The organism is Kribbella albertanoniae (assembly GCF_004348455.1).
Lineage (GTDB): Bacteria > Actinomycetota > Actinomycetes > Propionibacteriales > Kribbellaceae > Kribbella > Kribbella albertanoniae.
The window spans coordinates 1-26142 of sequence record NZ_SMKA01000107.1; the positions used below are offsets into that span (position 1 = coordinate 1).

The window sequence follows — 26142 nt, forward strand, 5'->3', positions numbered from 1 at the left end:
CTCCTACGTCGCGTGCTACGCACCGGCCCCACCCGCCCCTTTCTTCCCTGCGGGCTGCCGCCCGCCCTTGGGCGCTACCGCGCCCTCTCGACGACCTGTGCTCGGCGTGATCTGCGATTCAACCGGGTCACGCCGACCGGCTAGCTCGCCCCGCCGGTGTACGGTCCGGGCTTGCTGCCGACGGTACGGCGCGGGGCCAGGTCCAGGCGTACCGCAGGATGAGGGCGAGAAGGATCAGTTCCAGCGCGATGCCAAGACCGTAGAAGAACAGCCAGGACTCGCCCACCACGTTGAATGCCGTGACGGGGACGTAGAGCGAGGCCACAACGAGGTTCGCGATGCGGTTCGCCCGGGCAGGCAGCGTCATCGACAGCACGACCATCAGGATCGGGATGGCCACCAGGGTCAGAGCCGTGGTTGAAAAGGTCTGGGACAGGTCGAACTCGAAGACCTTACCGGCGAGGAGGTCTTCGATGACGCCGGGCGTGAAGAAGTTGAGAATGTCCACGTAGGCGTACAGGAACATGAAGCTTGTCCACGCTGCGGCAAGCTTGGCTCGAACCGGGATCGGCTGGTCTTCCAGGCTTGTGGTGGGTTGACGTGTGCTCATCCTGGGCTCCGTGTGTGGTGAGGATCGGTACGTCCACGATCGCTGAGCCCTACGCCGGGCACATCGGCCCAGAGGCCCGACCTCACCTGGCCGATGGCACGGCCTCTCCCTCGTACTTTCGGTCGGTACGCCGAGGCGCTCCATCTGGTACGAACCGCGGCCCGCCGACGCCCCACCCATCGGCCGTTTCGACCCTGCTCTGACGGCGGGCCCCCTGATGGCAGCCCTGGTCGGGTGGGGCGTGGTCGGGCTGCTCCCGGTCGATGGCACGTCCGCAAGAGCCGCCATGTGATACCGGTCCGCTCGTAAACTGATGCTGGTCGGCAGATCTCACCGAGTCACGAGAAGTGAGCACCGCAAGGCTAGGGCAGGGCAGCCAGGTACAAGTAGATCTACACCATTTTCGAATGTACGTCGGAAATCCAGCGCCTCGTAATAGCCCGAGTCATCTCCGGCATGCGCATCAGGTAGGTGTTTGCACCCCCGGCTGCAGTTCTGGCATCTGATCGCTCAAGCCGAGGTCGTAAGGGAGTCCGGCCAGTTCGGCGATGGCCGCGACGGGAGACGGCCGTGGCGGCTCCTTGAGGCACCTTTCAAAGAAGTCGAGGGCGAAGACAGAAGCCATCGCCAACGCTGTGGCTGCTATTTCGTCTCGGTTGAGGTCGCCATTCCGACTGATTGTTTGTTTGGATGCCGGCATCCTTAAATCAAGATGGGCCAGGATGGTTTCGTAAGAGGGATGAACAGCACCTGACAACTGGCGGTAGATGTCATAGAACAGGTTATTGTCGGCGAATCGCTTGAACAGTTGCTCGGCGCTCCATTGTCGTTCGCGCCCAGGTGCAGCGCTCCGTGCTGCAATGTCAGCGAGTTCGCTCGGGTCCTCCATGGCGGCGGAGAAGGCTCGCGCGCGTGTCAGGTACAGCGCTTCCATGTGTTTGACAAGGATCCGTTCGCCATCGCGGGTGAGCAGCACCCATTGAGCCGCTAACGAGTTCTCGAGGGCGATGCGCGCACTGCTCGCCGCGACGAGGGGATGCCGCCTATAGACGGCGAGGGCCGTGCCGGCGTGGTTCATGGCATGGGCAGCGAGCGGGTAGCCGACGCGAAACTTCGACTCGTGAGACTCGGCGACCGCGGTCTGTGATGGCTGCGCATCCCACTGCTCCCCGCAGGAAGCAGCGGCAGTTAGCATCCGATCCAGAACCGGCCCTTCAGTTCCGGGCACTAGCGGTCGCGCCAGGTGACAGGCGAGACGGTGAGGGCCGCGTCCGCGAGACGTTTGCAGAACTCGGTCTGGATCCTGGATCGTGAGGATTCGATCCAGCCGTCGACTCGGGTGTAGCCGGATTCGCGGTATTCGACGGCTTGCAAGAGGCACTCGAGGCGGTCGGCGTCTGTGGCACAGCGGGCTTCGAGGGTGTCTTGGGTTTCGTACTCTGCGACTGCCTCGCGGATGCTCTTGGCTGCGTTCTCGGGGAGACCTGTGACTTGGCCTCGGTGATGCGTTCGTTGGGGGCGGCCTCGATGTAGGGGCGGGCGCTGTGCGGGATGTCGCCGATGCGAGTCTCTTGGGAGTCGTGCCACATGCCCAGGTACGCGGCCCGGGCGGGATCGCCACCCTCCTCGGCCGCGATCAGTGCAGCGAGTTGAGCAACGCGGAGGCTGTGCTCGGCGACCGATTCGGGGTCTCCGACACCGACATGCCACCAGCCGGCGCGGCGGAGGCGCTTGAGGACGCCCATTTCGTAGGCGAAGGCGATGGTGCTTGTAGCGTCCTGGTCGATGGTCTCGTCGGACACGAGGATCCCTTCGTCAGCGGTCAGCGAGTTGCACTGCATGTTCAATCCGTGTCGCTACAACTGAATGGTCCAATAGCCGTCCGGGCTGGTGACGCTGGTCGTCTCTGGGGTGAACTCGACGTCCAACTGGTGGAGCGGGAAACGTCCTGCTTCCTCCCATCTCGCGCGGACCCGATCGAGGTCGTCCCAGAGCCGACGCGAACCGCTTTGGTGGACCCTTCCGGCACCTTCCTCGGCGCGTGCCCATGAACCATCCGCGGCCAGTAGCCAGAGGATCGCATCTCCGTTGTCATCTGTGGCCGAGCGGTGCTCGATGTTGGCACTGTCCAGCTCGTAGAGCGCTCGCAGTTCCCAGTCGGTCCAGAGATTCGGCACCGGCTGCGTGAGACTTCGTACCTGGTCGCCGTCCGAATCCCGAGCCGCGGCATAGACGTTGTCCAACCGGGCCGGATAATCGACGGTGGTCCGCGTGCGCATGAAGCTGGCTGGGTCTAGCTGGACGCGGCCCTGCGCCACGAGGTCACGCCCCAGCTCAGCGGAGACCAGAAGTGACGTCCCGGCGATGGTCGTCACGATCCGGCCTCCAGGCCGCAAGGCTGACAACCATGAGGCCGGTACGGGGCGCACCGAGACCGTGGCAATCATCCGGTCGTAGTCCTCTCCGGGCAGCTCGCCTGTTGCGTCGACGGCTGCAATCTCCGGAGCCCGCCCGAAGGTCGCCAAACGCTCCCGCGCAATCTGGACCAGGTAAGGGTCAACATCGACGCTGGTCACCCGGTTGTCGCCGAGGCGATAGCCGAGCAACGCCGCCGAGTATCCCGAGCCGGTACCAATGTCGAGCACCCGCTGACCGGGCCTTGCATCGAGCAGATGGAGCATGCGGACGATCAGTCCCGGCAGGGTTGACGATGAGGTTGGGGCGCCGTGTGCACGTCCCTCCGGCCCTGCGTGGTCCGCGTGCAATGCGCCGACCCTGGTAACGAGGGTCTCGTCTGAGTACACCTGTGACAACGGATCTGCGGCATCCGGTGTCACTAGCTGCCACTCGAACGGGTGTTTCCTGGTCGGCTCCCACCACCTCGGTACCAAGACGTGTCGCGGCGTGGCAGTCACGGCGTCGCGCCACTCCGGCGCGTTGCTGGTCACCTGTGTGGCGAGCTTGTCTGCGGCTTCAGTCCAGTCGGTCACGCTTACTGGTCCTTTCTTTGCAGGGCGTCAGCCATAGCTTCCACCATCGGGACACCGGCCTTCACCGCGAGCCAGTGCCATTGCCCATTCGGGTTCACCTCGAAGAACACCCACTGACCGTCCGGGGTCACGGCGAAGTCGAGGGCACCGAAGAACAGACCCATCTCGTCCATCAGTTGACGAACGCCCTTCTCGATATCGACTGGCATCTCGACGGGCTGATATCTCAACGAGGCGTAGTCAGTGCGCCAGTCGAGCTTGCCGGCCTCGGTATCGGTGTGGATCGCAACCGGGAACATACGGTCTCCGATTACGGTCAGCCGAACCTCGAACGCCTTTGGGACTCTCTCCTGAAACAAGTGCGCAGTTCCGGCCAACCCCTCGTCCACATCGTCGGCGCGCAACAACGTCGTCGGGATGTAGCGGTGGTAAAGGTCAGGCGTGAGTACACCTCCGCTCAGCCCTTTGTAGATCACCTCGTCGCTGCCGATGAACTCGCGGCCGTGCGTCAGGTCAGAGGTGATCACCGTTCGCGGAACGTCCAGGCCAGCGCGAGCGGCTACGGCGAGCTGTACCGGCTTGTAGTTGGCAGCGGAGTCGCGAGAAGGATGGTTGATCCACCGGGCAGGCAAGGAACCGAGGACACCGAGCACTCCAACCCGGCCCTCCGAAGCTGCGAATGCTCGCGCTTCGTCGGGCCATTCCGTTGGGATGGAGAACTCGCCGGGGCGGCGCCACCACACCGAGCTGATGGACTCCAGCTCAATGGGGTGGTCGCCGGTGAGCGTTCCTTGCCAGCCCTGGGAACCGAGTGTGACAGCGACCTTCGAAGCGATCGGAAAGTCCGCCGTGTCATACCGCACGACTTTGGCCCGCCGCTTCGTCAGCTCGTCCACAACAGCGTCGGCCGTGATGTCGCTACGGCCGGTCAGTACCAGGACTGTGGCCATGTCAGTAGTTGTCTGTGTCGTTATCCGAACCCGGGCGCTGACCGTCCCCGGTGTCGGTCTCGGTCCTGGTCTCGGGCAACGATGCAGCGAGAGCGTGGTACGGGTTTCCGCCTGCTTCCACGTTCAACTGAAGCTTCGCGCTGTACGACATCGACGGTTCCATCTTGTTCCTGTTCTTCGGCGAAGCAAGGTGACGCGCCCCGAACGGCGGGGCAACGATGTCGGTGCTCATGCGATTCTCCTTCTTCTAGTGGTGGAGTTTCCTTGCAAGACGAAGTAGGTGCAGAGCAGGGACTGCGCTCCTATCTCGCCGTTCGTGGCCCGCGGATCAGTCGCGGGGATCGTGGACGTCTTCGGCGTCGACCGCGTGTACGACAACGCAAAGGTCGTCCTCAAGTTGAGCGATACGCTTGTCCTTCTCTTCGCCGAAGGCATCCAGCGAAGGGACCAAGACGCCTGTCACCGAGGAATGCTTGAGGCCCGCAACCAGGCTGTCGAAGGCCGGAGCCTGGTTGTCATGCTCGAAGAGGGGAAGCGAGCCGGTGCTTTCGAAGTAGACAGTCCCGAGCTGCAGCCCTGCCCTCTGCGCGTAGCTCGAGAGCAACGCCTGCACAGCCGTGTATTTCCCGTGGCCAGCGAATGGCGCGAGCGTGGCATAGCCCAGCACCAAGGGCCGCAGTTGAACGACTTCCCCCATGACGGCGCTCACTTCCCGACTTACTTGATTGGCGTAGAACGGCAGCCCGCCACCCCCGCGGGGTTGGAGTGCTGGAGGTGGCGGACAGCGTCGCCCGAGGAGCACTCGCCTGCTCCTCGGAAGTGGAACGGCCTACGGGCGGACGCCTAATCGCAGTACGCCCGTACGCCGGATCTGGGAGTCCCCGGCGCCGTGCCGCGAGGTGGTTGGGGCACGGCATGGCGGCCCGCTGCGCTTCCTCCGATGCAGTTGCCATCTGATGTCCTGCTCCCTGTCGCACACGGACTCAATGCCAGTTGGGCAACTGAGTTGGTGGTCACGTAGCGCTTCCTGCGGCTACCTCTTTGAGTCTGGGCATCCGGCGAGCGAGAGTCGAGATGCGCCATGCGGACAGGCCGACTGTCCGCATGCAGCCGTCGCGAGGAGTTGGTACCTGCTGAGCAAGGCAGTTTCGATAGCATCAGTACGTGGCGATTCCTGCGGCGTTCGATGGTCTGACTTCTCACGCCGACACGCTGTTCTGGGTGCAGTCGAGCGAGGATGGCGACCAACTCGTCAGGTGGACCGCAAGCGACGGCGTCAGCTTCGCAGCGCCGCGGGGCTTTGCGGTGGGCAATGACACGCATGCCTACGGCGGAGGATCAGCGGCGGTGTCCGCAGACGGAGTTTGGGGCATCTCAGCGCAGGACGGCCGAATCCACCAGCTGACTCCTGGGAAAGCAACGCCGCTGACCGAGGCGTCCTCAAACCGATTCGGTGACCTGGTGGTGGCCGGCAGAACCATCCTTGCTCTGAGCGAGGACACGGATGGAGATTCCCTGGTGGGCGTCGACGCCGCTACTGGGCACGTGCGCCGGCTTCGGCAGTCATCAGGCTTCCTGGCTTCGCCCCAACCCGGGCACGGCAATCTCGCCTGGCTGAGTTGGGATCTCGATCAGATGCCCTGGGACAGCACCCAACTCTGGGCGGCACCATACGACGATCATGCAGGCCTACTCGGTGTCCCGGTGCTCGTCGCCGGCGGGATCTCAGAATCGGTCACAGAGCCTCAGTGGGGTCCCGACGGGCACCTCTACTTCATGTCCGACCGCACAGGTTGGCTCAACCTGTACAAATGGGATGGCGAGCGTATAGATGCCGTGGCGCCAACGGCCGCTGACTGCGCGGCTGCACCGTGGGAACTTGGCTATCGGAGTTACACATTCCTGGACGACGGAGCGCTGGCAATCCGAGTTCGCCGGGACCTTCAGGACCACCTGGTGCTCATCGACGCGGGCGGGCGTTCACAGACCTTCGACCTGCCTTACACCGCAATCAAGCCCTACCTCTGCTCGCTGAACAACGCAGTCGCGATGATCGCCGCTACGCCAACCACTTCGCCGTCCGTCGTGCTGGTCGACAGGGATGGCTCGCACTCAGTTGTCGCTGGGCAAGAGCCGCCCACAAATGAGCACAGCCAGCCTCAGCGACTCTCAGTGGACGGCATCGACTTCCTCCTGCACCCACCCTCAGATGCCGACGGAACGTGGACCGCTCCCGTCATCGTCCGCGCACATCCTGGACCCACTGACGAGATATCCCTTCGACGTGACGCGCAAACCGACTTCTTCACTCGTCACGGCTTCGCCATCGCAGACGTCGATTACCGAGGAAGTACGGGACACGGCCGAGACTTCCGACGGAGCTTGTACGGCCGGTGGGGATCATATGACGTGGCGGACTGCGCTGCGGTCGCTCAGTACCTGATCGCCCGCGGAGTAACGTCTCCCGCGGAGGTTTTCATCTGCGGATCCAGTGCCGGCGGCTACACAGCCCTTCGAGCTGCCGGCCGCGGGCCATTCCGTGGTGCTGCGGCTCGGTCACCAATCATCGATCCGCGGACATGGGAAGCCAGCGTGCCGCGATTCCAGCGCGCACATGCGTCAGCGCTTGCAGAAGGATCGATCGCCGTCAGTTCCGCCGATATTGAATGCCCAGTTCTCCTTGTGCACGGGCTTCACGACCCCATCACTCCGGCGCAGGACACCCTCGGACTAGCCGCAGACCTTGAAGCACGTGGAGCCGATCACGAACTACTCATCCTGGACACCTCGAGCCACACGCTCGCCGCGCCCGACCTGACCGCGAAGGTGCTCGACGCAGAGCTGGCGTTCTTTCGCCGACTGCTCGATCAGTCGGCCAGCGCAAAGCGTGCGTAGTCCCCGAACTCGACGACCGATTTCAGATCGGCAAAGGGCACAAGGTCCTGGCGTAGTTCATCAATTCGACTCCGGCTACGCGCAGATGACGTCTGCGCGGCCAGATCGACCGCCCGGCGCCCCACGGCGCATGCCTGCTCCGGATCGCCGGCCCTCGCCAGCGAAGAGGCCATCAGTGCAGTGTCGATGGCAAGTCGCCGAACGTGGCCTGAAGCAATCTGACTCAGAGCTTCGCCCGCCTGCTCTTGGGCAAGCACCTGGTGACCAAGGTCATGGAAGCTATGCGCCATCTCGTCGGCCAAGTAGGCCGGAGTGAAGTACCCAATCCAGGCAGGGGCATTGTCTGGCTCTGCGGATGCCAAGTTGGCCTCGGCGCTGAGCAGTGCCTTGGTAGCCGCCTTCTCATCACCCCGGCGAGCCTCGCCCCTCGCCAACACAGCCTCGAAAGCAGAGCGGACTGTCGGCTCCGCAATATCAGCGGTTCCATGGATACCCGTTCGAGCCATCCGTATCGTCTGGTCGACGTCGCCGCCGTGAAGAGCAAGGTGAGCACTGCTCACCGACAAGAGGTACCCGCCGTAAAGCCGATCGCCAGCTGCCGTCGTCAACTCCAGAGCCCGCAGGTAGCACTCCCGGGCATACTCGTCACGCCCAAGGTCGATTGATTGGTATCCGACCAGTTCCCAGAAGCCCGCCGCTGTCGAATACAACGTCGTCGCTGTCGCCTCGTCAACCGGTGTACGAGCCAACAGGTGTTCAAGGTCGACAGCCGCATAGTTCGAGACCAGTTGATGAGTTCGACCGGCTCCATGCTCGTGGTCAAGCTCTCTGAATCGGGTCAACTGCTGGGCGACCGTCTCAACCTCCTCCTCATCGACCTCAGCACCTGACCCAAGGATGCGAACCTCGCCAGTAGAGGTTGTGAGCCAGTCGAGAGCGGCCCGCTCAAGCGTGGTCTCCATTCGCCGCAACGGAGGTTGAGCGACGCGGCGCTGCGAGCGAAGACTCGGCTCAAATGCCTGAAGCAATCCCGCAGCACCGAGCTCACGGTCAAGGCCCGCAATGAGCTCGGGCGTCGGCCAGCGCATGGCCTTCTCGACCTTGCCGATCTGATCCTTGCTGACAAAGACCAACGACCCCAGGTCAGCCTGGGACAGACCTCGGCGTTCCCGGAGATCACGGACAGCCGCACCAAACGCGTCCCGCACAGACACCTGTGGAGACAAACGACGAGGAGCCTGCGCCACCTCTGCCTCCCCGTTACCTTTCGTGTCCGGGTGCCGCCGGGAACGATTCACTGAGCCGGCTAATCTCCGAACGCACGTCACGGTCTCCCAAGAGTCTTACACTACGACACGGCTCCGACACTTTCAGCAACTCGTTGCAGCCCCCCAGCGCTACCGCGCTGGGGATCACTTTGCGAGAGAGTTTGGCGGCCTTCGTTCGATGGCGATCCGCTGTGGATACGGATGCCTCAGGCCGTGCAGGCGCGAGCCGGAAGGACCATGAGGGTCCCGTCACTGTGCTTCTCGATCTCGATGACGACATCTGTCGTCTGACCGGTGTCGGCGACTCCGCGGCCGAAGGCCCTGAGGCGGTAGGAGGTGTCGAGAAGGCTGTCGACCTGCCCCCTCGTCAAGACCTTGTCGATCAGGCGGTTTGGAGGCCGCAACTCGAGAGTCGAGAGCCGCAGAAGGACGTTGTCGATGCGTGCCTCCAACTCGTCGATCCGCTGATGATCGACCCTCAGGCTTCGGACAAAGTTCTCAAACGGGTTTTCGGGGTCGCTCTGACCAGCCTCCACGCCCTGCAGGACGACTACGCGACGCTTCAGCGCGATGGCGAGCGCTGCTAGCTCGATATGTGTACGGAACTCGCCGCCCTCTTCAGCGATGCCTGGAAATGCAGCCTGCAGATCGGGGACCTCGACGCGGTTGTCAACGATCGCGCGGAGCGCGTCCTCCCACTTCTGCACCCGACGGACTGCCTTCTCCGTTGCCGTGCTGATCGCGTGAACAGCCGAGTCGAGGCCGAGCGAGGCTCCGACCTTTCCGCGATCCAGCAAGAGAGCAGTGGCCTTGTCGATAGCGTCGCGGCAGCCATCAAGCTCGCTACGCTCGTGCTCCAACTTGTCGTCGTGCAACTTCTCCAGCAAATCGGCGATGTGCTCGATTGCCCTCTGGCGCTGCTGGTCGGCATACGCGCTCGCGCCGACCGCGATTGCCATCAGAACCAGGGGCGCGGCAACAGTGATCGCACCTCCCGCGGCAACTACTCCCGCGGTGGTGCCGGCCGTCGCGGTGCCGGCACCGGAGGCCGCCTTTCCGACGGGAACGAAGGTTGCCTTCGCGATCGACACATTGGTCGCAGCGTCGACCAGACCGTCGTACACCCCGTTCGCGACGGCTTTGGACCGCATCTGCTTCACGAGGCCTTTGCCAAGCTGCGCGGCAACCTTGGCCGGCACCACCATTCGGTAGAGAACCTCGCCGGATTCCGCGACCTGCGAGACCGCAGACACAGTCTTGGCGTTCGCAGCTACCAGGCGCGAAAGCTCCAGCGCGAGTGGGCTCACAGCGTCGAGCGGCAGGCCCGCCGCGTGGGCGCGTCTCTTCGGCAACGGGTGGGCCTCCAGGGTCACCATCGGGGTCGACGTAAACGCGACGAGCGCCGTACGAAGTTCAGCCAGGCGTTCCTCGGTGAGCGTTTCTCCGTCAGGCACTGCCGGAACGCCGACGGCCTCGGATGTGGACAGTGTCCACACGGGGACGGCCGGAGTGTCGCTGTCGCTCATGGATCTCCCTTGGTGAGGATCCAAACCATAGCCGCCGAGGACGACGGAGGCGGGACTCTGCACCGGCCATCAGGTTCAGCACGTCAGCGTGAGGGTGTGATGACGATCCGTGCCCGCGGCGTCAGTAGTATTCGGGACCCGTTTTCGGTTCCAACTGCTCAGATGAAGGACGATTGATGGAGTGGAAGAACCTCGGTGAGAGGGCTGTTTATGAAAACCCTTGGTTTCAGGTCAATCTCGCGGATGTCGAGCTGCCCGATGGGCGGCATCTCGACCACTTCGTGATTCGTCAGCGGCCGGTTGCGTTGACTGCGGCGGTCAATGCGAAGGACGAAGTACTGCTGCTGCGGCGGCATCGGTTCATTACGCAGACGTGGGGCTGGGAGTTGCCGGCCGGTGTTGTTGATGATGGGGAGAGCCTCGTCGAGGCTGCTGCGCGGGAGATGCTGGAGGAGACAGGATGGCGGGCCGGACCTCTGCAGCATTTGATGACAGTTGAGCCAGCGAACGGGCTGTCGGATGTGCTGCATCACATCTACTGGGCCGATGGAGCCGAGTACGTGAGTCATCCGGTGGATGATTTCGAGTCGGACCGTCGTGAGTGGGTTCCGCTCAAGCAAGTGCCCGACCTTGTGCGTACCGGAGAGATCAAGTCGGCCAACACCGTTGCGGCGTTGTTGCTGCTTCACCACATGCGAGAAGGCTGACGTTGTCTACGCCTGACAGCTTGTCGCTGCCTCCCGCGGTGATTCGGTGGCACTCAGTCGCTGGAGGGATGCTCAGTAGGATTCTGCTCGCTGTCGTGCTTCCAGATCGCACGCATCCTCGCCTCGTTCTCCTCGAACGGCTCCATCCCCATGGCCTCGCGTCTGGCCGCCAGTCCTTCAGGATCCTCGATCGGTTGTACTTCGAGGCCCTCACCATGATCAATGAATTGTGTGCCGTACAGCTGAGGCTGGCCGGCGTTGGTCCGCACCCGGTCTTCCAGGTAGGCGAACAGCCTCGACGGCGCCTCACTCGCCTCCGTTGCCGCCGCCATCAGGTGATGAAACAGGAGTTGGTCTTCCGGCTGGTTGTCCGCGTGCTGCGCCAGCAGCCACGCGTTCGTGGCCGCTTCCTCACCGACCTCGGACATCCGTGGCCAGCCGTGCTCGGTCACGACCTCGAGCAGCCAGCGGGTGTTGTCGGCATCGACCTCGTTGACCACAGTCCACAACTCGGTGCGAGGGTCCTCTGACCAGCCATCCACCGCGCAGCGGGCTTCCTGATCCAGCGCCGCTCGCCGCTCGAGCTCGGCCCGGAGTTCGCTAGTCTCCATCGGTGCGGGGGCCCGTCGCGTTCCACTCGATGAACGCCTCGTCCCGCACGCTCACCCGCACCGTCCCGCCTGCTCGAAGGACAGCGGGCTGGTCCAGCTGCACCGCGCCGCCCTTCGCGGCAGCCATACTCCGGACAACCTCCGCGACGAGGTCTGGTGAGTCCTTCTGCACAAGGTGGCCCGCGAAGTGAGGCACCACGAGATGACCGGACCAGCGCTGCGCCAGTTGGAGCTGGTGACGGTGCCACCATTGATCCATCTCGACCAACGACAGCGGTCGGTACTCCTCCGCCTCCTTGACCGGTAGCCAGCGCCACATTGCCGAACCGATCACCACGGTCTCAATGTGCCGCTGCGGTCCCGGCTCGAAGTTGTCCAGCGTTTCTGGATAGGAGATCCGCCATGCCTCACCTTCCCGGCCGTCGACGAGGACCTGCTTGTCCTCGTCCAATGCCGTGTGTAGGACTGGGTCGCTGGCGTCCACCAGGACCAGGCCACTGACCAGGTCAGGCCACAGCCGGGCGAATGCGTCAACGATCTTCTCTGCACTAGTCAAGCCGGTGCGGAGTGTGGATCGCCTGGCGTTATCGGCCAGCGTGGTCATGTCGCGTTCCGCGGGCCGTACATGATCACGGCGACCCCGATGAGGCAGATCGCGGCGCCCGCGACGTCCCACCGGTCGGGTCGGAATCCGTCGATGAGCATTCCCCAGGCTAGGGAGCCCGCCACGAAGATGCCGCCGTAGGCAGCCAGGATCCGGCCGAAGTTCGGGTCTGGCTGGAAGGTCGCGACGAAGCCGTAGGCGCCCAGGGCAAGGATGCCGCCGGCGATCCACCACAGACCCTTGTGCTCACGCCAGCCTTGCCAGACCAGCCAAGCGCCGCCGATCTCCGCGATGGCGGCCACGATAAACAGCGCGATGGATTTGGCGATCGTCATAGGTCAGAACGTATCCACCGGTGTGTCGCCTGCGGTGGTTGCCCCGGCCCGCGTCGGGCGAGTCGGCATACCGACGTCAACTGGTCCGGCGGGCGTGGCACAGGTGGCGCGGCGGCGCTTACGAACCAGCAAGACCACACCGAGCAGCCCCACGACCGCGACGACGACGAGGGCTGGGATCCACACGGCGCCGGCCAGCGAAGCGATCGACAGGCCGCCAAGTACGGCGAGTACCGGCCCAGCGCAGCACACCGCACAGGCACCGACCGCGACCGCACCGGCCCGGGCAAGCTGCCACGGCCGTCGGGTCTTGGTGGAGCGGTCAGGAGCAACCACGGTCTGTGTCCGATCGTTCGACCAGCTTCAGTTGCGAACTGGTGTGGGTGGCGAGGTCGGCAAACGGGAGGGGGCAGGTGGGGTTCTGCGCGCAGTCGATGAGGTCGTCACAGCCAGCCTCCACCGCGGTGTGCAGCGACGCGGCGATCACGGTCAGATCGGCGATCTTGGCCTCGACGTCGATCAGCTTTTCCCGGGCCCGGGCTTGCAGGCCTTCGTCGCGCTTCTTGCCGTGACGGTGACGACCGGCCTCGAGCAGGTCGGAGATCTCCTCCAGAGTGAATCCGAGCCGCTGTGCGGCCTTGATCACCCGCAGCACAGTCACCGTCTCCGGCGGGTAAAGGCGGTGACCGCCTGGGCTGCGGTCGGGTTCGGCAAGCAGGCCCCGGCGTTCGTAGTAGCGCAACGTCTGCAGGTTCACCCCGGCCGCGTCAGCCACCTGCCCCGACCGCAAACCGCCGTCGTTGACGATGCTCATGTCAGCCGGCCACCGGCGCGCCGAGCCCTGCCGCCGCAGTGATGCGGGCGGCCAAGGCATCCAGCACGGCGGCGTGCGCGGCCGGAACGGTCACCGTCATCTCCACAACGTCGCCCGCAGGAATGAAGTCGAAGCCGAAGAACGAGCAGCAGCTACTCTCCCTGCCGGCCAGATCCCGCGCCCGGGCCTCCGCAGCGGCAGCGAGAGTCAGCCGCAGCGTGGTGGCGTCGATACGCTCCGCGCCCTGGACGGAGGCGGTGAACAGGTCGTCGAACTCGGCGACCCGGATCGGCTGTTCGACAGTCGGCAGCGTGCAGGAAGCCGGAACCCAGTTCAGGCCGGCAGCGGAAGTGTTCGAGGCTGAGGTGCACATACCTAGACGGTAAACCTGTACCCCAGTACCGGATGCAACCTCGATTTCAGCATCCCTACTAATCAGTCTTCTCGGCGCATTGAGGGGCTCAGCCAGTGATCAGGAGCAGTAGTCCGGAGATGATGAGGCCGGCTTCGACCAGGATGATGAAGACGTTGACGGGTAGCCGGTCGAGGACCTTCTTGCCGGCCCAGGCGCCCCCGGCTGCTGCGGGGGCGAGTGCGAGGCCGATGAGTCCGGTATGCCAGGTGAGGACGGCGGCTGCGCCGAACACGATCAGCTTGGTGAGGTGCATGACGACGGCTGAGGCGGCTTCGGTGCCGATGTAGGCCCCGCGGACCAGGCCGCGGGCCAGGAAGAACGGGGCGACCATCGGACCAACGCTGCCGACCAGCGCAGAACCGAATCCCGATGCGGCGCCGAGGGCAGCGAACCCGCGATCACCCACCCGTGCGGTGTGCGGGCGGATCCGTCGCCAGATGACCATGGCGAGCAGAAACGCTCCGATGACCCGGGTCAGGGTCGGTAGCGGTGCGCTGGTCAGGAGCAATGCGCCTGCTGCTGCGGCCGGTACTGCACCCACGGCGAAGATCGTGACGAGTCGCCGGTCGACTTCGTGGCGGTTGAACCAGACCCGGCTGCCGTTGCTGGCCAGCTGCGCAACGGTGAGGACGGCGACCGCATCGCGAGGACCGAAGACGGCAACAAACACCGGCAGTAACAACACGCCGCCACCGAAGCCTGCCACGGCCGACAACAGCGCCGTTGCGAACGATGCCACGATGAGGAGTGCGGCCAGCAACAGGTCATGCGTCACGGCGTGCTCTTCGCAGCTGCCGATGTCACGGATCTGCTGGTCAACGGTGGCGCCAAACCTTGACCGCCGAGGCGAGAAGGAGCGCGACAAGCAGTGGAACGATGACCACGGCCGGGACTAGGCCCAGGAGTAAACCTCCGAGGAGGGTGCCGGCAATGGACCCGCCCGTCATCGTCAGGACGAAGGTCTTGTTGTCGCGCAGGATCTGGAAGCTCGCGTCTTGGGAGTAGCGTGCGAACGCGACCAGCATGGTCGGTAGCGAGACGGCCAGAGACAGGCTTCCAGCGAGTTTGATGTCGATGCCGTAGAGCAGCACGATGGTGGGGATCAGCAGCTCGCCGCCGGCCACTCCCATCAGCGCGGCGACGGCACCGATCAGCACCCCGGCAACCAAGCCTGCGATCAGCCTGACGACTGGCGACAGGTTCAGTGTGCCGAGAGGCCCTAAGTGTGACGTGGCGAGCGCGGCGGCGATGAGAACCAGCAGCGCGGCGAGGACTTTGTAGAGAGTCGCGGATCGCATCTTGGTGGCCCAGGCAGCTCCGACCCAGGCACCCACCAGACTGCCGGCGAGGAGGTTCGCCACCACCGCCCACTGCGATGTCACGTCGGCAAGCGGGATCGCAAGCAGCCGGGCGGGCAGCGCGGTGAGCACCACGATCAGACTCATCGCCTTGTTCACGATCACGGCCTGGAGCGCGATGAATCCGAAGAGCCCGATCAGCAGCGGCAGGCGGAACTCGGCCCCACCGAGTCCGATCATCCCGCCCAGAACTCCGATCGCGGCTCCCGCAGCGAACGCCAGCGGCAGCGATCGAGCCACGGAGCTCGGCACTGATGAGCCGATCGTTGGTTCGGCAGCCACGATTCCCTCCCCCTCCTGGACGAGGTCACAGTATCCGGGCCGGACGGCACGGCGGGCCGGCGCGAGTCGGTCAGCAGCAGTTTTGAAGGTAGGCCTGCAGGTCGGCGAGGGCTGCGGCGCTGCCTTGCTTGTCGGCCCGGTAGAGGACGGCTTTGCCGTCGCGACGGGAGGTGACAACTCCCCCGCGGCGAAGGAGGTCGAGTTGCTGGGAAGCGGCCGATTGGCTGACGCCGGCGTGCTCGGCGACTTCGTTGACCGACAGTTCGGCACCCCGGGCGAACAGCAGCATGATGCGTTGCCGGGTGGGGCTGGCCAGCGCCTTGAGGAAGTCGTGGGTTGCAGCAGCCAGCTCGACAGGCTCGATCGCAGCACACGCCTGCGCTTCACTCTTGGTGCGTGCGGCCATCGCCCACTCCTCCCGTTGCCTCTAGCCTAGCTTCATACCTACGTACCATCATATTAGAATATGATGGTACGTTTGCTGTATGTCTCTTACCTCTGAACCTGTGGTGATCATCGGCGCCGGGCAGTCCGGCCTTGCTGGCGCTCGAGCAGCGATGGATGCCGGTCTGCGGCCGTTACTGCTGGAAGCTGGTGAACGACCGGTCGGATCGTGGCCGTTGTACTACAACTCGTTGACGTTGTTCTCGCCTGCGCGCTACAGCGGTTTCCCAGGGATGCCGTTTGCCGGTGACCCGGATCGGTATCCGGTGCGCGATGAGGTCGTCGAGCATCTGGACAAGTACGCCACGAGCCTAGGTGCGGAGATCAGAACCGGTACGACGGTTGCCGGCGTCACGCAGGCCGGCGACAGGCTCGACGTACACCTGGCCGCTGGAGAGACGGTGCGCGCGGCGGCTGTGGTTGCCGCGTCGGGCTCGTTCAGCAACCCATTCGTGCCGGTGATCCCAGGCCGGGAGTCGTTCGGCGGCGACGTGCACCACGTCGCCGACTACCGCTCACCGCAGCCGTACGCCGGGAAGCGGGTTGTGGTGGTCGGTGCCGGGAACTCCGCAGTTCAGGTCGCCTACGAGCTCGCGGCGGTGGCGGATGTGACGCTGGCGACCAGGGCGCCGGTGCAGTTCCTGCCGCAGGTCCGCGGCGGACACGACATCCACTTCTGGCTGGGCAGATTGAAGCTCGACCTCCTGCCACCGGCTGTCCTGGCGCGGTTGTTCAGCGGGACGCCGGTACTGGACACCGGCATCTACCAGGTTGCAATCGAGTCCGATGAACTGCCGCGGCGCGAGACGTTCACCGCGTTCGACGCCGACGGTGTCGTGTGGCCTGGCGGTGAGCGCGAGCCCGTCGACGTGGTTCTGTTCGCGACCGGCTACCGCCCAAACCTTCCGTACTTGCGCGATCTGGGCGCGCTGAACGTGGACGGTCTTCCGTTGCACCGGCGCGGGTTGTCGACGACGCACCCCCGACTGGGGTACCTGGGGGTGGAGTTCCAGCGGTCGTTCTCATCGAACACGCTGCGCGGCGTACACCGCGATGCCCGGTTCGTCATCGGTGCGTTGGCGCGACAGTTGCGGCGCGGCTAGGCCCGGTTCGGCGGCGGCACGCGCCGGGACGCCGCGATGAACAGACCTGCTGTGATGCAGGCGGCAGCGACGGCAAGGATGACGGGGCGGTATCCGGAGGAACCGGCCAGGACAGCGCCGCCAAGTGGTGCGCCGGCTTTGGCAATGATGACCGGTGTGGCCAGCGTTCCGGCGGTGGTGGCGTAGCCGTTGGATCCGTAGCGGTCGAGCAGGATCGCCGGTGTGGCGATCGAGGCAACGCCGAAGCCGAGCCCGAACAGGACCAGGCACACGATTGCGCCTGCCAGGTGCTTGCCAGTGAATGGCAGCAGCGAGATCGCCGCACCCTGGACGACGAGCACGATCCCAGCGATAGTGGCCATCGGCAACCATCGCAGCGACAGGCTGGTGACGACACGACCGGTCACCGACAGCAGGCCGAGCAGCCCGGCCAGCGTCGCGGCAACCGCAGGTGGATGGCCGAGGCTGATCAAGTAGAGAACGAGATGCACGGCAATGGTGGCGAGCGCTGCTGAGTGCAGCACGAACCCGGCCGCGAGCAGCCAGAATCCGGCGTCGCGCAGTACTGCGGCTCTGGGACGACTCGGGGCTGGGTGGGCGCGATGACGTGGGCCGGTACGGCGAAGCGCGACCGCGTGCAGCGGGATGGCGAACGCGGCGTACCCGGCGGCAAGGATCAGCAAGGTGTGGCGCCAGGTGGTGGCCTCAAGCAACTGACCGGTGAGCGGGATGAAGATCGAGCTGGCGAATCCGGCCACCAGGGTGATCCCTAGGAGTGCACGGGTGCGGGACGCCGGGGCGGTGACGGCGACCACGACGGCGAAGGCCGGTTCGTACAGCACCATCGCCGACGCGGCACCGATGACCGCGAACACGGCGTACAGCTGCGCCACTGTCTGCACCTGCGACCAGGCCACGGCCGCGACCGCGCCGACCAGCGCCCCGGTCGTCATCAGCGCGTGCCCGCCGTGAGCGTCGAGCCATCGCCCGACCGGCACCGACATCAAACCAGTGACGAGTACGGCGGTGGTGAGCGCGCCCGCCGCAGTCGCGGTGGAGATGCCAAGGTCGCGGCTCATCGGGCCGAGCAGCGCGCTGAACGCGTAGTACAAGACGCCGTACCCGACCGTCTGCGTCACGGCTAGCGCTGCGACCAGGCGGCGTGGCACGCCGGAACGGCCGCCACCGCATGCCCTGGCCGGGCTGGAGGTGACGGCCGTAGCGGGTTCCATCAGCTGCAGCAGCCCGAGTCGGTGGTGGGCTTGGTGTCGATGACGGTGAGCAGGCCACCGGCGACGCCAGTAGCGAGACCACGGCTCGCCGGAGCGGGGAGGGCGACTGCCTGAGGTGCCGGACCGCAGCAGCCTCCGGCGGCATCGTCGCTGGATGCGGTGTCGACGAGGTTGGAGGAGCAGACACCGGTCTCCGGTAGATCGAGCTGTACGTCGCGGGCCGCGTCCCAGTCACCGGCCAGAGCGGCGACCACGGAACGGGCCTGCTCGAAGCCTGTGGCGAGCAGGAAGGTCGGCGCGCGGCCGTAGGACTTCGCACCCACTGCGTAGTAACCCGGCTCGGGGTGCGCGAGCTCATCGACCCCGTGCGGAGGCACGGTGCCGCAAGAGTGCTCGTTCGGGTCGATCAACGGCGCCAGCGCACGTGTCGATCCCAGGATCGGGTCGAGGTCGAGGCGCAGTTCGCCGACGATGTCGTGGTCGGGGCGGAACCCGGTCGAGTTCACGACTGTGTCGGCGGAGACGCGCCGTTCACCGGCAACAAGGTCGATGCGTCCGTCGCTGGTCTGTTCGACGGTTTCGATCCGGAAGCTGCTGACGAGCTCGATCTGCCCGGTCCGGACGAGGTTCTGCAGGCGGGACCCAAGCGCTCCGCGGGCGGGCAGTTCGTCGGCGTCACCGCCGCCGTAGGTGCGGGCCTGGTCGGCCCCGCGCACCACCCACACGACCTCGGTGCCCGGGACCTGCTGGGCCAGCTCGCCGAGGTCCAGCAGCGTGGTCGCAGCCGAGTGACCGGCGCCCACAACCGCCGTACGGCGTCCGGCGAACCGGTCGCGGTCACGGCCCAAGACGTCGGGCAGCGCGTGGGAGACAGCGGTGGCCGCGGCCGCTTCGCCACGGGCTGGGATGCCTGAACCGCCGAGCACGTTGGGGCGCCGCCAGGTGCCGGCCGCGTCAATCACAGCCGAGGCAAGCAGCTCGGATCCGTCGGCCAGCCGGACGAGGAAGGGGGCGTCTTCGCGGCCTGCGGTGCGGATCCGGTCGAACCCGAGCCGGGTCACTGCCTCGACGGGTGAGTTGTAGCGGATCTTGTCGCTCAGCTGCGGAGTCTTGGTCAACGGTGCGAGATAGGAGTCGATCAGATCGCTGCCGGTCGGCAGGACGTCTGGGTCGGGTGCAGTCCAGCCGCCGGCCTGTTCCAGGAGCCTGCGGGAGGCGCTGTCGATGTCGTAGCGCCAGGGGCTGAACAGCTTCACGTGGCGCCATTCGTCGATCGCGGCGGCGACGCTTGGGCCGGACTCGAGGACGACGAAGTCGAGGCCGCGTTCGGCCATGTGTGCGGCAGCGGCCAGGCCGATCGGGCCCGCGCCGATGACCACGACCGGCAGGTCGGAAGCTGTGACGCTCATGGTGTTTCTCCAAGCTGTGCGGAGTTGTTGACGAGTTGATTCACGGTCGCCGTGACGAGGTTGGTCGCGGCGACGAGAGTGCGCGCTTCGACCCGGTCGGGGGTCTCAGCGGTCGTTTGATAGCCAGGCATGCCCATCCCGATACCGATGGCGGGTAGCCCGGCAGCGGCGTACCGGCGGTTGTCCGAGGCCATCGCGCCGGCTTGCAGCGGTACACCGGTAAGACGGCCCGCCTGGTCGATGGCAGCCAGCAAAGGCTCGGCCGGTCCGCCCGCCTCGACCGCGGCGGCAGCACCGAGCTGGGCGGCACCATCGACGTTGATCACGTAGGTGCCGGGAGCAAGCTGCGGTGCGTGACGCGCCGAGCCGCGGGCACCGACCTCTTCACCGTCGAGCAGTGCGACCGCCAGCCCGACACCACTCGGAAGGCGAGCCGACAGCAACCGTGCGGCTTCGAGGACAACAGCTACCCCTGAGGCGTTGTCGCCCGCCGCGGGGTGGCGCAGCAGCGGGTCGTCACCGACACCGTCGAAGTGCGCCGTCAGCAACACCGTGACACCGCCCGGCAACGGTTCGGCGAATACGCCGTACAGGTTGGTCCCGGTTGCCGTGACCGTGCGCATCGGCACTGATGCAGTCACCGTCTCACCGAGACGGTGGGCCAATTCGGTGTGCAGGTCGGTGCGGACCGACAAGATCGCGATCTGGCCCATCGGCGGCCCCGCGATCATCTTCGGCATCCAGCCCGCCTCGTCGACCCCACGCGGAACCAGTAATCCGGCTGCCTGCTCGGCCTCGGCCCGAGCGATGGCCTCCGCGTCGGCCGCCCCAACGACAGCCCAGCTACTACACCACGAATCCGCGTTGGCAGACACGAGCAGACCTGGCCTCGGATCCAGCACTTCTGCGGAGCTGAGCTGCTCTGCGAAATCCCGGCGATGGACAAGCCGCCGCTGCCCGACAATCAGTGTGGGCGTTGCCCGCAGCTCCTTCACGCCACCTGCTTCGAACGAGTCGAGGGTGACCGTGGCACCCAGACCGCCCAGCCGTTCAGCCAGCCACAGCGCGGCAGCCTTCCCGCCCCGCGTACCGATCCGGCGACCCAGGTACTTGTCCGAGGCAAGTTCTTGGACGATGGCCAGCATTGCCTCGGCAGACGCGCCGCCGCGGGCAGCGGCAGCCTCAGCCGCGAGCGGCCCGGGCGACGCGGTACTCACCCGCAGCACCCGCCAGAGGTCGCCTTGTCCGCGGCCGGCTCGGATCCGCAACACGAGCTCTCCGCGACCGCGGTGTCGGTACCACAGCAGCCGCCGGTCGACTCTGCAGCGGCCTGCCCTGCCGGGGAGCTTCCACAACAGCTGCCCGCAGACGGGGGTGTGAACGCTTCCGCCGGGTCACCGGCGAAGCCGCCGACGGGCGTAGTGGTGGTCTCGGTCGCCATAATCCGGCCTCTCTCGTGCCTACGGCCGGTAGTCCGGGCGGGCACTATGTTGATCTTCATCTAAACAGCGATCCCCACCTTGCATCTTGGTTAGACAGAAGTCAAGATAGACGCATGTCGAAACAAGACGTCTCCATCAGCCGCAGTGGTGGCTGCTGTACGCCGATCTCGGTCGCGGCGCTCGACGAGGCCACGGCGTCCGAGGGCGCGGCGGTCTTCAAGGCCCTGTCGGACCCGATCCGGCTGCGTCTGATGTCGATCATCGCCTCGGCCGGAGCGGAGGTCTGCGTCTGCGACATCACCCCACACTTCAACGTGTCGGGCCCGACGATCTCTCACCACCTTCGGGTGCTCCGCGAGGCCGGACTGGTCGACTGCGAGCGCCGCGGCACGTGGGTCTACTACTGGCCGCTGCCGGACCGGCAACAGTGGATCTCCACCCTGCTGTCCGTACCTGAGACCACCGCACTGGCCCGCTAACAGCGCCGCCTGCTACCTCGTTTCACCGCTGCCCTCACCTGGGAGACATCGTCATGCCCACATCTGCCGAAGAACTCGCGCTACTCGACACCGACATGGTGCTGGGTCGGGCCGCTGAGCGGCTCGCCGACAAGTACACCGGCATCTTCAGTCCCGAGACAGTCGACCGGGTCGTCCACGAGTCCTACGTCGCGCTCTACCGCACCGCCAGAGTCCATCGCCATCTCCCGGCGCTGGCTGAACACTTCGCGGGCGACCGGCTCGCGGCGCTTTGCTCATGCCAAGGGCGCGATCGCCAGCCCCGTCCCGCAGGTGCTGTTCCTGTGTGTCGCCAACGCTGGGCGCTCCCAGATGGCTGCCGCTCTACTGGCGCACCACGCTGCCGGTGCTGTGACTGTCCGGTCGGCAGGGTCTCACCCGGCCGCAGACATCGAGACTCCGGTCGCCGCCGTACTGGCTGAGCTCGGTCTCGATCTGCACCAGGCCTACCCCAAGCCGCTCACCGACGACGTCGTACGCGCCGCCGATGTCGTGGTCACGATGGGCTGCGGCGACGCCTGCCCGGTCCTGCCCGGAAAGCGATACTACGACTGGGCAATCGACGACCCCGCAGGACAAAGCCCGGCCGCGGTACGGCGGATCCGCGACGACATCGACACCCGAGTCCAGGCCCTGCTCGCCGAACTCGTCGACCAGAAGCCGGGAGTCACCGCGTGACCGACACTGCCACCACGCCCACCGACAGCGCCGTCGTCGCGAAGCTGTCCTTCCTCGACCGGTACCTGGCGGTGTGGATCATCGCCGCCATGGCGCTCGGACTGATCCTCGGACGGATCATCCCTGGACTCGACGACGCACTCGACGCGGTCAAGGTCGGCTCGGTCAGCCTGCCGATCGCGATCGGCCTGCTACTGATGATGTATCCGGTACTGGCGAAGGTCCGCTACACCGAGACCAGCCGCGTCACCGGCGACCGCAAACTACTGGTTGCCTCGTTGATCCTGAACTGGGTGGTCGGCCCGGCGTTGATGTTCGCGCTGGCCTGGCTGCTGCTGCCTGATCTGCCGGAGTACCGCACCGGCCTCATCATCGTTGGCCTCGCCCGCTGCATCGCCATGGTGCTGATCTGGAACGACCTGTCCTGCGGCGACCGCGAAGCCGCCGCCGTACTGGTCGCCATCAACTCCGTCTTCCAGATCATCGCCTTCGCCGCACTCGGCTGGTTCTACCTGCAGACCCTGCCCGGCTGGCTCGGCCTCGAGACCACGAGTGCTGAGTTCTCGATCGGCGCCATCGCGCTGAGCGTGCTGGTGTTCCTCGGAATCCCATTGCTGGCCGGCTACCTGACCCGCACGATCGGCGAGAAGACCCGTGGCCGCGACTGGTACGAATCACGGTTCCTGCCCAAGATCGGGCCAGTCGCCCTGTACGGGCTGCTGTTCACCATCGTCATGCTGTTCGCCCTGCAAGGCGACGCGATCACCAGCGCGCCACTCGACGTCATCCGGATCGCGCTTCCGCTGCTGGCCTACTTCGTGATCATGTTCGGCGGCTCCTTCGCCCTCGGCCACCGGCTGCGCCTCGGCTACGCCAAGACCGCGACTCTGGCGTTCACCGCGGCCGGCAACAACTTCGAACTCGCCATCGCTGTTGCCATCGGCACCTTTGGCGTCACCTCCGGCCAAGCCCTGGCAGGCGTTGTCGGCCCACTGATCGAGGTTCCCGTTCTGGTCGCCTTGGTCTACGTATCGCTGTGGGCCAAGCGTCGCTTCTACCCCGACACCATCAACTGACCTACCTTCCCTGCAAGGAGTACTCGTCATGTCCGAGACCACACCCGAGGTCTTGTTCGTCTGCATCCACAACGCCGGCCGCTCCCAAATGGCCGCCGCACTCCTCGACTACCACGCCGCCGGACGCGTCGTCGTACGGTCTGCCGGCTCCCAGCCCGCCAACGAGCTGAATCCCGCCGTCGTCGAAGCAATGGCCGAGATCGGCTTGGACATCTCCAAGGAGTTCCCCAAGCCACTCACCGACGACGCGGTGAAGGCCTCCGACGTCGTCATCACCATGGGCTGCGGCGATGAATGCCCCTACTTCCCGGGCAAGACCTACCTCGACTGGAAGCTCGACGACCCAGCCGGACACGGGATCGACGCCGTCCGGCCAATCCGCGATGAGATCGACGCCAGGGTTCGCGCCCTGATCGCCGAACTCATCCCCGCGACCGACACTGTGAGCTGATCGGACCCGACCGCATGCTGGGTGGATCCAGACTCGGCTTGAAGCGGGAGGGGCTTCTCCGCTGACCCTATTCGCAACGTGGTGCCTCCGTTCCGGCCTGAGCAGGGATGATGGTTCTGGCGGTGACACGGCTGAAGTCGGGCATGCCGAGATGGATGGTCGGGAAGCGTTGCTCCAGCCGCTTCATCTCCTGCAGCTTGTCCTCCGCTCCGGCGAGGCTGATCTTCAGTCCGTCGACTTCGCCGAGCCATCCCTCGCGTTCGGCTTCCTCGATACGTGAGATCAAGTTGTCTCGGATCTCGGTCAGGCGGGGGCGTTGGGCTGGATCGGGCCGCAGCATCGAGCAGCGGACACAGGCGTGTTCATGGATGCAAGGGGTCCCGAACGCCCGTGCGCATGAACCTGTGGAGACTTTCCGTTTCTCGAAGTGGCCGAGGAACTCGTCCCACTCCTCGGCAGTGGGGGTGCGATACTCGGCGCCCGGCCGGGTCGATCGTCGCCGGGCGAGGAATCCACGGAAGTTGCTGATCGCTTCCTGCGGGTAGACGGCCTTGTAGCCCATCGTCGTGTTGATGTCCTGGTGCCCGCAGATGACCTGGGCAATGTGGGGCGGGAGACCGTTCATGACCAGGTCGGTGACGAACATCCGCCGGAAGTCGTGCGGGGTGAAGGTGACGGCCTCGCCTCCGGCGGAGGCGGCGAATCCGGCTTCCTCCGCGACCTTCTTGATCAGGTCTCGGGCACAAGCTGAGCTGATCACCCGGCGTTCGGAGGCGTACTGCCGCTGGAACAGGAACGGCATCGGCGCGGACCAGGTCTTCTCGTGGATATCCCTGGCGCTGACGAGCGGCACCGCCGCGCCGTCGGTGCGGATGCGGCGAATGACAGTGGCGAGCACCTCACCGAGTTCTGGAGAGACCAGGATTAGCCGCTCGGTGTCCGTTTTGGACGGAACGATCTGCAGCAGCGGGACGATCTCGCCGGTCGTGGGCAGTGTGTATTGCACGAAGGCGTGATGGGTGAGTTCGAGGGTTTCCTCGATCCTGGCCCCGCTGTGCCGCAGGACCTCGACCAGCGCCCAGGCCCAGAACGCCCTGTCTTCGCGTGTGCTTAGGTCGTGGCGCACACCGGTGCCGTCAGTGGCGTAGACCTTGGACGTGTGGTTGTAAGGCATGTGTGGCCGCGTCCAGGGCTCGCCGCGGCAGGTGAACGGCTGACCCGGTGCTGTGGTCCGGGCTGCTTGAAGTAGTTCTTCACAGCGCCGGCGGTACTGGTTCAGCGTGTCGACCAGGGAGGGCAGTGTCGGCAGCTGGTCGCGGGTGCGCTGGTCCATCCGGGATTTGCGGTGCAGCTTCATCTTGCGGACAGCACATTCGTTCGCCTTCACAGGACAGGGCGCCACCCAGTGAGCCCATCGCTCCGGTTCCTCGGCTGCCCACTGCGCGATATCGAGGTAGAAGGCCCGGACCTGCAGGAGCACGCCCGGATAGTTCTTCCGCTCGCCCTTCGCGGTGCCGTCCTTGGCCCGCAGGACCTTCACCCGTTGTTTCCAGGAGACGGCGACGTCGGGCAGCAGGCGCAGGGATTCGATGCCGGGGTTGTGAAGCTCCAGGTCTTTCCAGAAGAGCTTCACCAGGTCGTGGCTGGTCCGGTCCAAAGTGACATAGTCGACCGAGGGCTGCCGCTCCTTGAGGTAGGCGACCAGGAGGTCGCGGACCGGCCGGCAGGCGAGGTCGTAGCGGTCGACCATGTCTTCGACGCTGATCTGTCCGCGGCTGATCAGCGGTCGGATGTTGGGCGGGAGCCCGTTGGGCAGGACACCGGCACCGAGCAGCAGCTGATAGGTGAGGTTGAGGCGTCTCACCCGCAATCGGTTCCTTGCCCTCGCTGCCTCGTTCAGCTCCAGCAGGTCACCCAAGGTGACGTCCATGACGCCGCCGCCCTTGTGAATCACGATCCACGCAACCCGATTCAGCGCCTCCTGCAGACGATTGTCGTGAACGCCCTCAAGGCCACTGGCCGCCTCGTGCAGACGCCTGAACCCGACAGGATCGATAACAGCCTTGACTCGCTTGAGCAGCTTCGTGGGCCCTCGCTGCCCGAGCAACCAGCGGTAGGTCGGCCGCACCACTTCGCTGTAGATCAAGGCGTTGACACCACTCAGGAGCGCGAAGTGGTCATTGGCCGGAACTGCCGCGTCGGGTTTCAGCCACTGCTCGACGAGCTTGATCCATTCCCAACCTGCCGCGTCGGCGCCGCTGACCAACCACCGGCTTTGCCACGACTCCCCAGAAAAGGGGCCTTACCCCCGGTTCTTGGACACGGGGGGTGGTGGATTATGCCGCTGAGGGGAGCGTAGCGGCGGTGTTGGTCTCGTAGGTGGCTGGGGGCTGGTAGTGGCACCAGGAGTGCCGGCGGCGGGTG

The 26142-nt window shown here is 65.6% G+C and carries 29 protein-coding genes and 1 pseudogene; 8 read left to right on the forward strand and 22 right to left on the reverse strand.

What is annotated here, in order from left to right:
- Nucleotides 1-127: 127 nt before the first annotated feature.
- From E1261_RS22205 to E1261_RS22235, 7 genes and pseudogenes are all read right to left on the reverse strand, one after another.
- On the reverse strand, nt 128-610 hold the full coding sequence (locus E1261_RS22205; protein WP_132409436.1) for a DUF6326 family protein: 483 nt from the start codon (nt 608-610) through the stop codon (nt 128-130).
- A 463-nt stretch (nt 611-1073) separates the two neighbouring features.
- Entirely contained in the window at nt 1074-1805 is a 732-nt protein-coding gene (locus E1261_RS22210) for a hypothetical protein (protein ID WP_132409438.1), read from the reverse strand.
- Nucleotides 1806-1837: 32 nt separating this feature from the next.
- Nucleotides 1838-2451, reverse strand: a pseudogene (locus E1261_RS22215) (HD domain-containing protein).
- Between the two features lie 15 nt (nt 2452-2466).
- Nucleotides 2467-3600, reverse strand: coding sequence for a methyltransferase domain-containing protein (locus tag E1261_RS22220; RefSeq protein WP_132409440.1), 1134 nt, complete (start codon nt 3598-3600; stop codon nt 2467-2469).
- A 2-nt stretch (nt 3601-3602) separates the two neighbouring features.
- The gene (gene tgmB / locus E1261_RS22225; protein WP_132409442.1) at nt 3603-4550 is read right to left on the reverse strand and encodes an ATP-grasp ribosomal peptide maturase; all 948 of its coding nucleotides are present in this window, start codon (nt 4548-4550) and stop codon (nt 3603-3605) included.
- Between the two features lies 1 nt (nt 4551).
- Complete coding sequence (locus E1261_RS22230; RefSeq protein ID WP_132409444.1) at nt 4552-4782, reverse strand: hypothetical protein; 231 nt, start codon at nt 4780-4782, stop codon at nt 4552-4554.
- A gap of 96 nt (nt 4783-4878) precedes the next feature.
- Nucleotides 4879-5259: a hypothetical protein gene (locus E1261_RS22235; protein WP_132409446.1), complete on the reverse strand. Its 381-nt coding sequence runs from the start codon at nt 5257-5259 to the stop codon at nt 4879-4881.
- 455 nt (nt 5260-5714) lie between these two features.
- Between E1261_RS22235 and E1261_RS22240 the strand changes: the two genes are divergently transcribed.
- Complete coding sequence (locus tag E1261_RS22240) at nt 5715-7445, forward strand: S9 family peptidase (protein WP_132409448.1); 1731 nt, start codon at nt 5715-5717, stop codon at nt 7443-7445.
- Here E1261_RS22240 and E1261_RS22245 read toward each other — a convergent pair.
- Both E1261_RS22245 and E1261_RS22250 read right to left on the reverse strand, forming a co-directional pair.
- On the reverse strand, nt 7418-8659 hold the full coding sequence (locus E1261_RS22245) for a helix-turn-helix domain-containing protein (RefSeq protein ID WP_165952600.1): 1242 nt from the start codon (nt 8657-8659) through the stop codon (nt 7418-7420). The two genes, E1261_RS22240 and E1261_RS22245, sit on opposite strands and share 28 nt — an antisense overlap.
- 260 nt (nt 8660-8919) lie before the next feature.
- Nucleotides 8920-10239 (reverse strand): hypothetical protein, encoded by a 1320-nt coding sequence (locus E1261_RS22250; RefSeq protein WP_132409452.1) that lies wholly within the window; start codon nt 10237-10239, stop codon nt 8920-8922.
- Nucleotides 10240-10415: 176 nt separating this feature from the next.
- Here E1261_RS22250 and E1261_RS22255 point away from each other — a divergent pair, with 176 nt between their 5' ends.
- Nucleotides 10416-10946: an NUDIX hydrolase gene (locus E1261_RS22255; protein ID WP_132409454.1), complete on the forward strand. Its 531-nt coding sequence runs from the start codon at nt 10416-10418 to the stop codon at nt 10944-10946.
- 53 nt (nt 10947-10999) lie between these two features.
- On the opposite strand, the gene E1261_RS22260 is transcribed toward E1261_RS22255, so the two are convergent.
- From E1261_RS22260 to E1261_RS22300, 9 genes are all read right to left on the reverse strand, one after another.
- Nucleotides 11000-11557 (reverse strand): DUF6624 domain-containing protein, encoded by a 558-nt coding sequence (locus tag E1261_RS22260; RefSeq protein WP_132409456.1) that lies wholly within the window; start codon nt 11555-11557, stop codon nt 11000-11002.
- Nucleotides 11547-12113, reverse strand: a complete 567-nt coding sequence (locus E1261_RS22265) for a hypothetical protein (RefSeq protein WP_132409458.1) — start codon at nt 12111-12113, stop codon at nt 11547-11549. The genes E1261_RS22260 and E1261_RS22265 overlap by 11 nt, the downstream gene beginning before the upstream one ends.
- 44 nt (nt 12114-12157) lie before the next feature.
- Nucleotides 12158-12496: a YnfA family protein gene (locus E1261_RS22270; RefSeq protein WP_132409460.1), complete on the reverse strand. Its 339-nt coding sequence runs from the start codon at nt 12494-12496 to the stop codon at nt 12158-12160.
- A 3-nt stretch (nt 12497-12499) separates the two neighbouring features.
- Nucleotides 12500-12832 (reverse strand): PGF-CTERM sorting domain-containing protein, encoded by a 333-nt coding sequence (locus E1261_RS22275; protein ID WP_132409462.1) that lies wholly within the window; start codon nt 12830-12832, stop codon nt 12500-12502.
- Entirely contained in the window at nt 12819-13310 is a 492-nt protein-coding gene (locus tag E1261_RS22280; RefSeq protein ID WP_132409464.1) for a MerR family transcriptional regulator, read from the reverse strand. The genes E1261_RS22275 and E1261_RS22280 overlap by 14 nt, the downstream gene beginning before the upstream one ends.
- A gap of 1 nt (nt 13311) precedes the next feature.
- Complete coding sequence (locus E1261_RS22285; RefSeq protein ID WP_132409466.1) at nt 13312-13683, reverse strand: hypothetical protein; 372 nt, start codon at nt 13681-13683, stop codon at nt 13312-13314.
- 88 nt (nt 13684-13771) lie between these two features.
- Complete coding sequence (locus E1261_RS22290) at nt 13772-14500, reverse strand: sulfite exporter TauE/SafE family protein (RefSeq protein ID WP_165952601.1); 729 nt, start codon at nt 14498-14500, stop codon at nt 13772-13774.
- A 40-nt stretch (nt 14501-14540) separates the two neighbouring features.
- Nucleotides 14541-15365, reverse strand: a complete 825-nt coding sequence (locus E1261_RS22295; RefSeq protein WP_238176363.1) for a sulfite exporter TauE/SafE family protein — start codon at nt 15363-15365, stop codon at nt 14541-14543.
- A gap of 70 nt (nt 15366-15435) precedes the next feature.
- The gene (locus tag E1261_RS22300) at nt 15436-15771 is read right to left on the reverse strand and encodes an ArsR/SmtB family transcription factor (protein WP_132409468.1); all 336 of its coding nucleotides are present in this window, start codon (nt 15769-15771) and stop codon (nt 15436-15438) included.
- Between the two features lie 79 nt (nt 15772-15850).
- On the opposite strand from E1261_RS22300, the gene E1261_RS22305 reads away from it, so the two are divergent.
- Nucleotides 15851-16912 carry a flavin-containing monooxygenase gene (locus tag E1261_RS22305; protein WP_132409470.1) on the forward strand — a complete coding sequence of 354 codons (1062 nt, stop codon included), beginning with the start codon at nt 15851-15853 and terminating at the stop codon, nt 16910-16912.
- On the opposite strand, the gene E1261_RS22310 is transcribed toward E1261_RS22305, so the two are convergent.
- Genes E1261_RS22310 through E1261_RS22320 form a run of 3 tightly spaced genes read right to left on the reverse strand, consistent with a single transcriptional unit; the run spans nt 16909 to nt 20824 of the window.
- On the reverse strand, nt 16909-18144 hold the full coding sequence (locus E1261_RS22310; RefSeq protein WP_238176364.1) for an MFS transporter: 1236 nt from the start codon (nt 18142-18144) through the stop codon (nt 16909-16911). The genes E1261_RS22305 and E1261_RS22310 overlap by 4 nt on opposite strands.
- Entirely contained in the window at nt 18144-19553 is a 1410-nt protein-coding gene (locus E1261_RS22315; protein WP_132409472.1) for an FAD-dependent oxidoreductase, read from the reverse strand. Before E1261_RS22315 ends, E1261_RS22310 begins: the two co-directional genes overlap by 1 nt.
- Complete coding sequence (locus tag E1261_RS22320) at nt 19550-20824, reverse strand: M28 family metallopeptidase (protein ID WP_238176365.1); 1275 nt, start codon at nt 20822-20824, stop codon at nt 19550-19552. Before E1261_RS22320 ends, E1261_RS22315 begins: the two co-directional genes overlap by 4 nt.
- Before the next feature lie 284 nt (nt 20825-21108).
- Between E1261_RS22320 and E1261_RS22330 the strand changes: the two genes are divergently transcribed.
- The 5 genes from E1261_RS22330 to E1261_RS22345 all read left to right on the forward strand — a co-directional run bounded on the left by E1261_RS22330 (nt 21109) and on the right by E1261_RS22345 (nt 23718).
- Complete coding sequence (locus E1261_RS22330; RefSeq protein WP_132409478.1) at nt 21109-21474, forward strand: ArsR/SmtB family transcription factor; 366 nt, start codon at nt 21109-21111, stop codon at nt 21472-21474.
- A 95-nt stretch (nt 21475-21569) separates the two neighbouring features.
- Entirely contained in the window at nt 21570-21935 is a 366-nt protein-coding gene (locus E1261_RS47040) for a three-helix bundle dimerization domain-containing protein (protein WP_338033942.1), read from the forward strand.
- Nucleotides 21826-22191, forward strand: a complete 366-nt coding sequence (locus E1261_RS46025; protein WP_238176366.1) for an arsenate reductase/protein-tyrosine-phosphatase family protein — start codon at nt 21826-21828, stop codon at nt 22189-22191. The genes E1261_RS47040 and E1261_RS46025 overlap by 110 nt, the downstream gene beginning before the upstream one ends.
- On the forward strand, nt 22188-23267 hold the full coding sequence (gene arsB / locus E1261_RS22340; protein ID WP_132409480.1) for an ACR3 family arsenite efflux transporter: 1080 nt from the start codon (nt 22188-22190) through the stop codon (nt 23265-23267). Before E1261_RS46025 ends, arsB begins: the two co-directional genes overlap by 4 nt.
- A gap of 28 nt (nt 23268-23295) precedes the next feature.
- The gene (locus tag E1261_RS22345; protein WP_132409482.1) at nt 23296-23718 is read left to right on the forward strand and encodes an arsenate reductase ArsC; all 423 of its coding nucleotides are present in this window, start codon (nt 23296-23298) and stop codon (nt 23716-23718) included.
- A gap of 67 nt (nt 23719-23785) precedes the next feature.
- Here the strand turns inward: E1261_RS22345 and E1261_RS22350 are convergent, their stop codons facing one another.
- Complete coding sequence (locus E1261_RS22350) at nt 23786-25984, reverse strand: site-specific integrase (RefSeq protein WP_202874923.1); 2199 nt, start codon at nt 25982-25984, stop codon at nt 23786-23788.
- Nucleotides 25985-26142 lie beyond the last annotated feature (158 nt).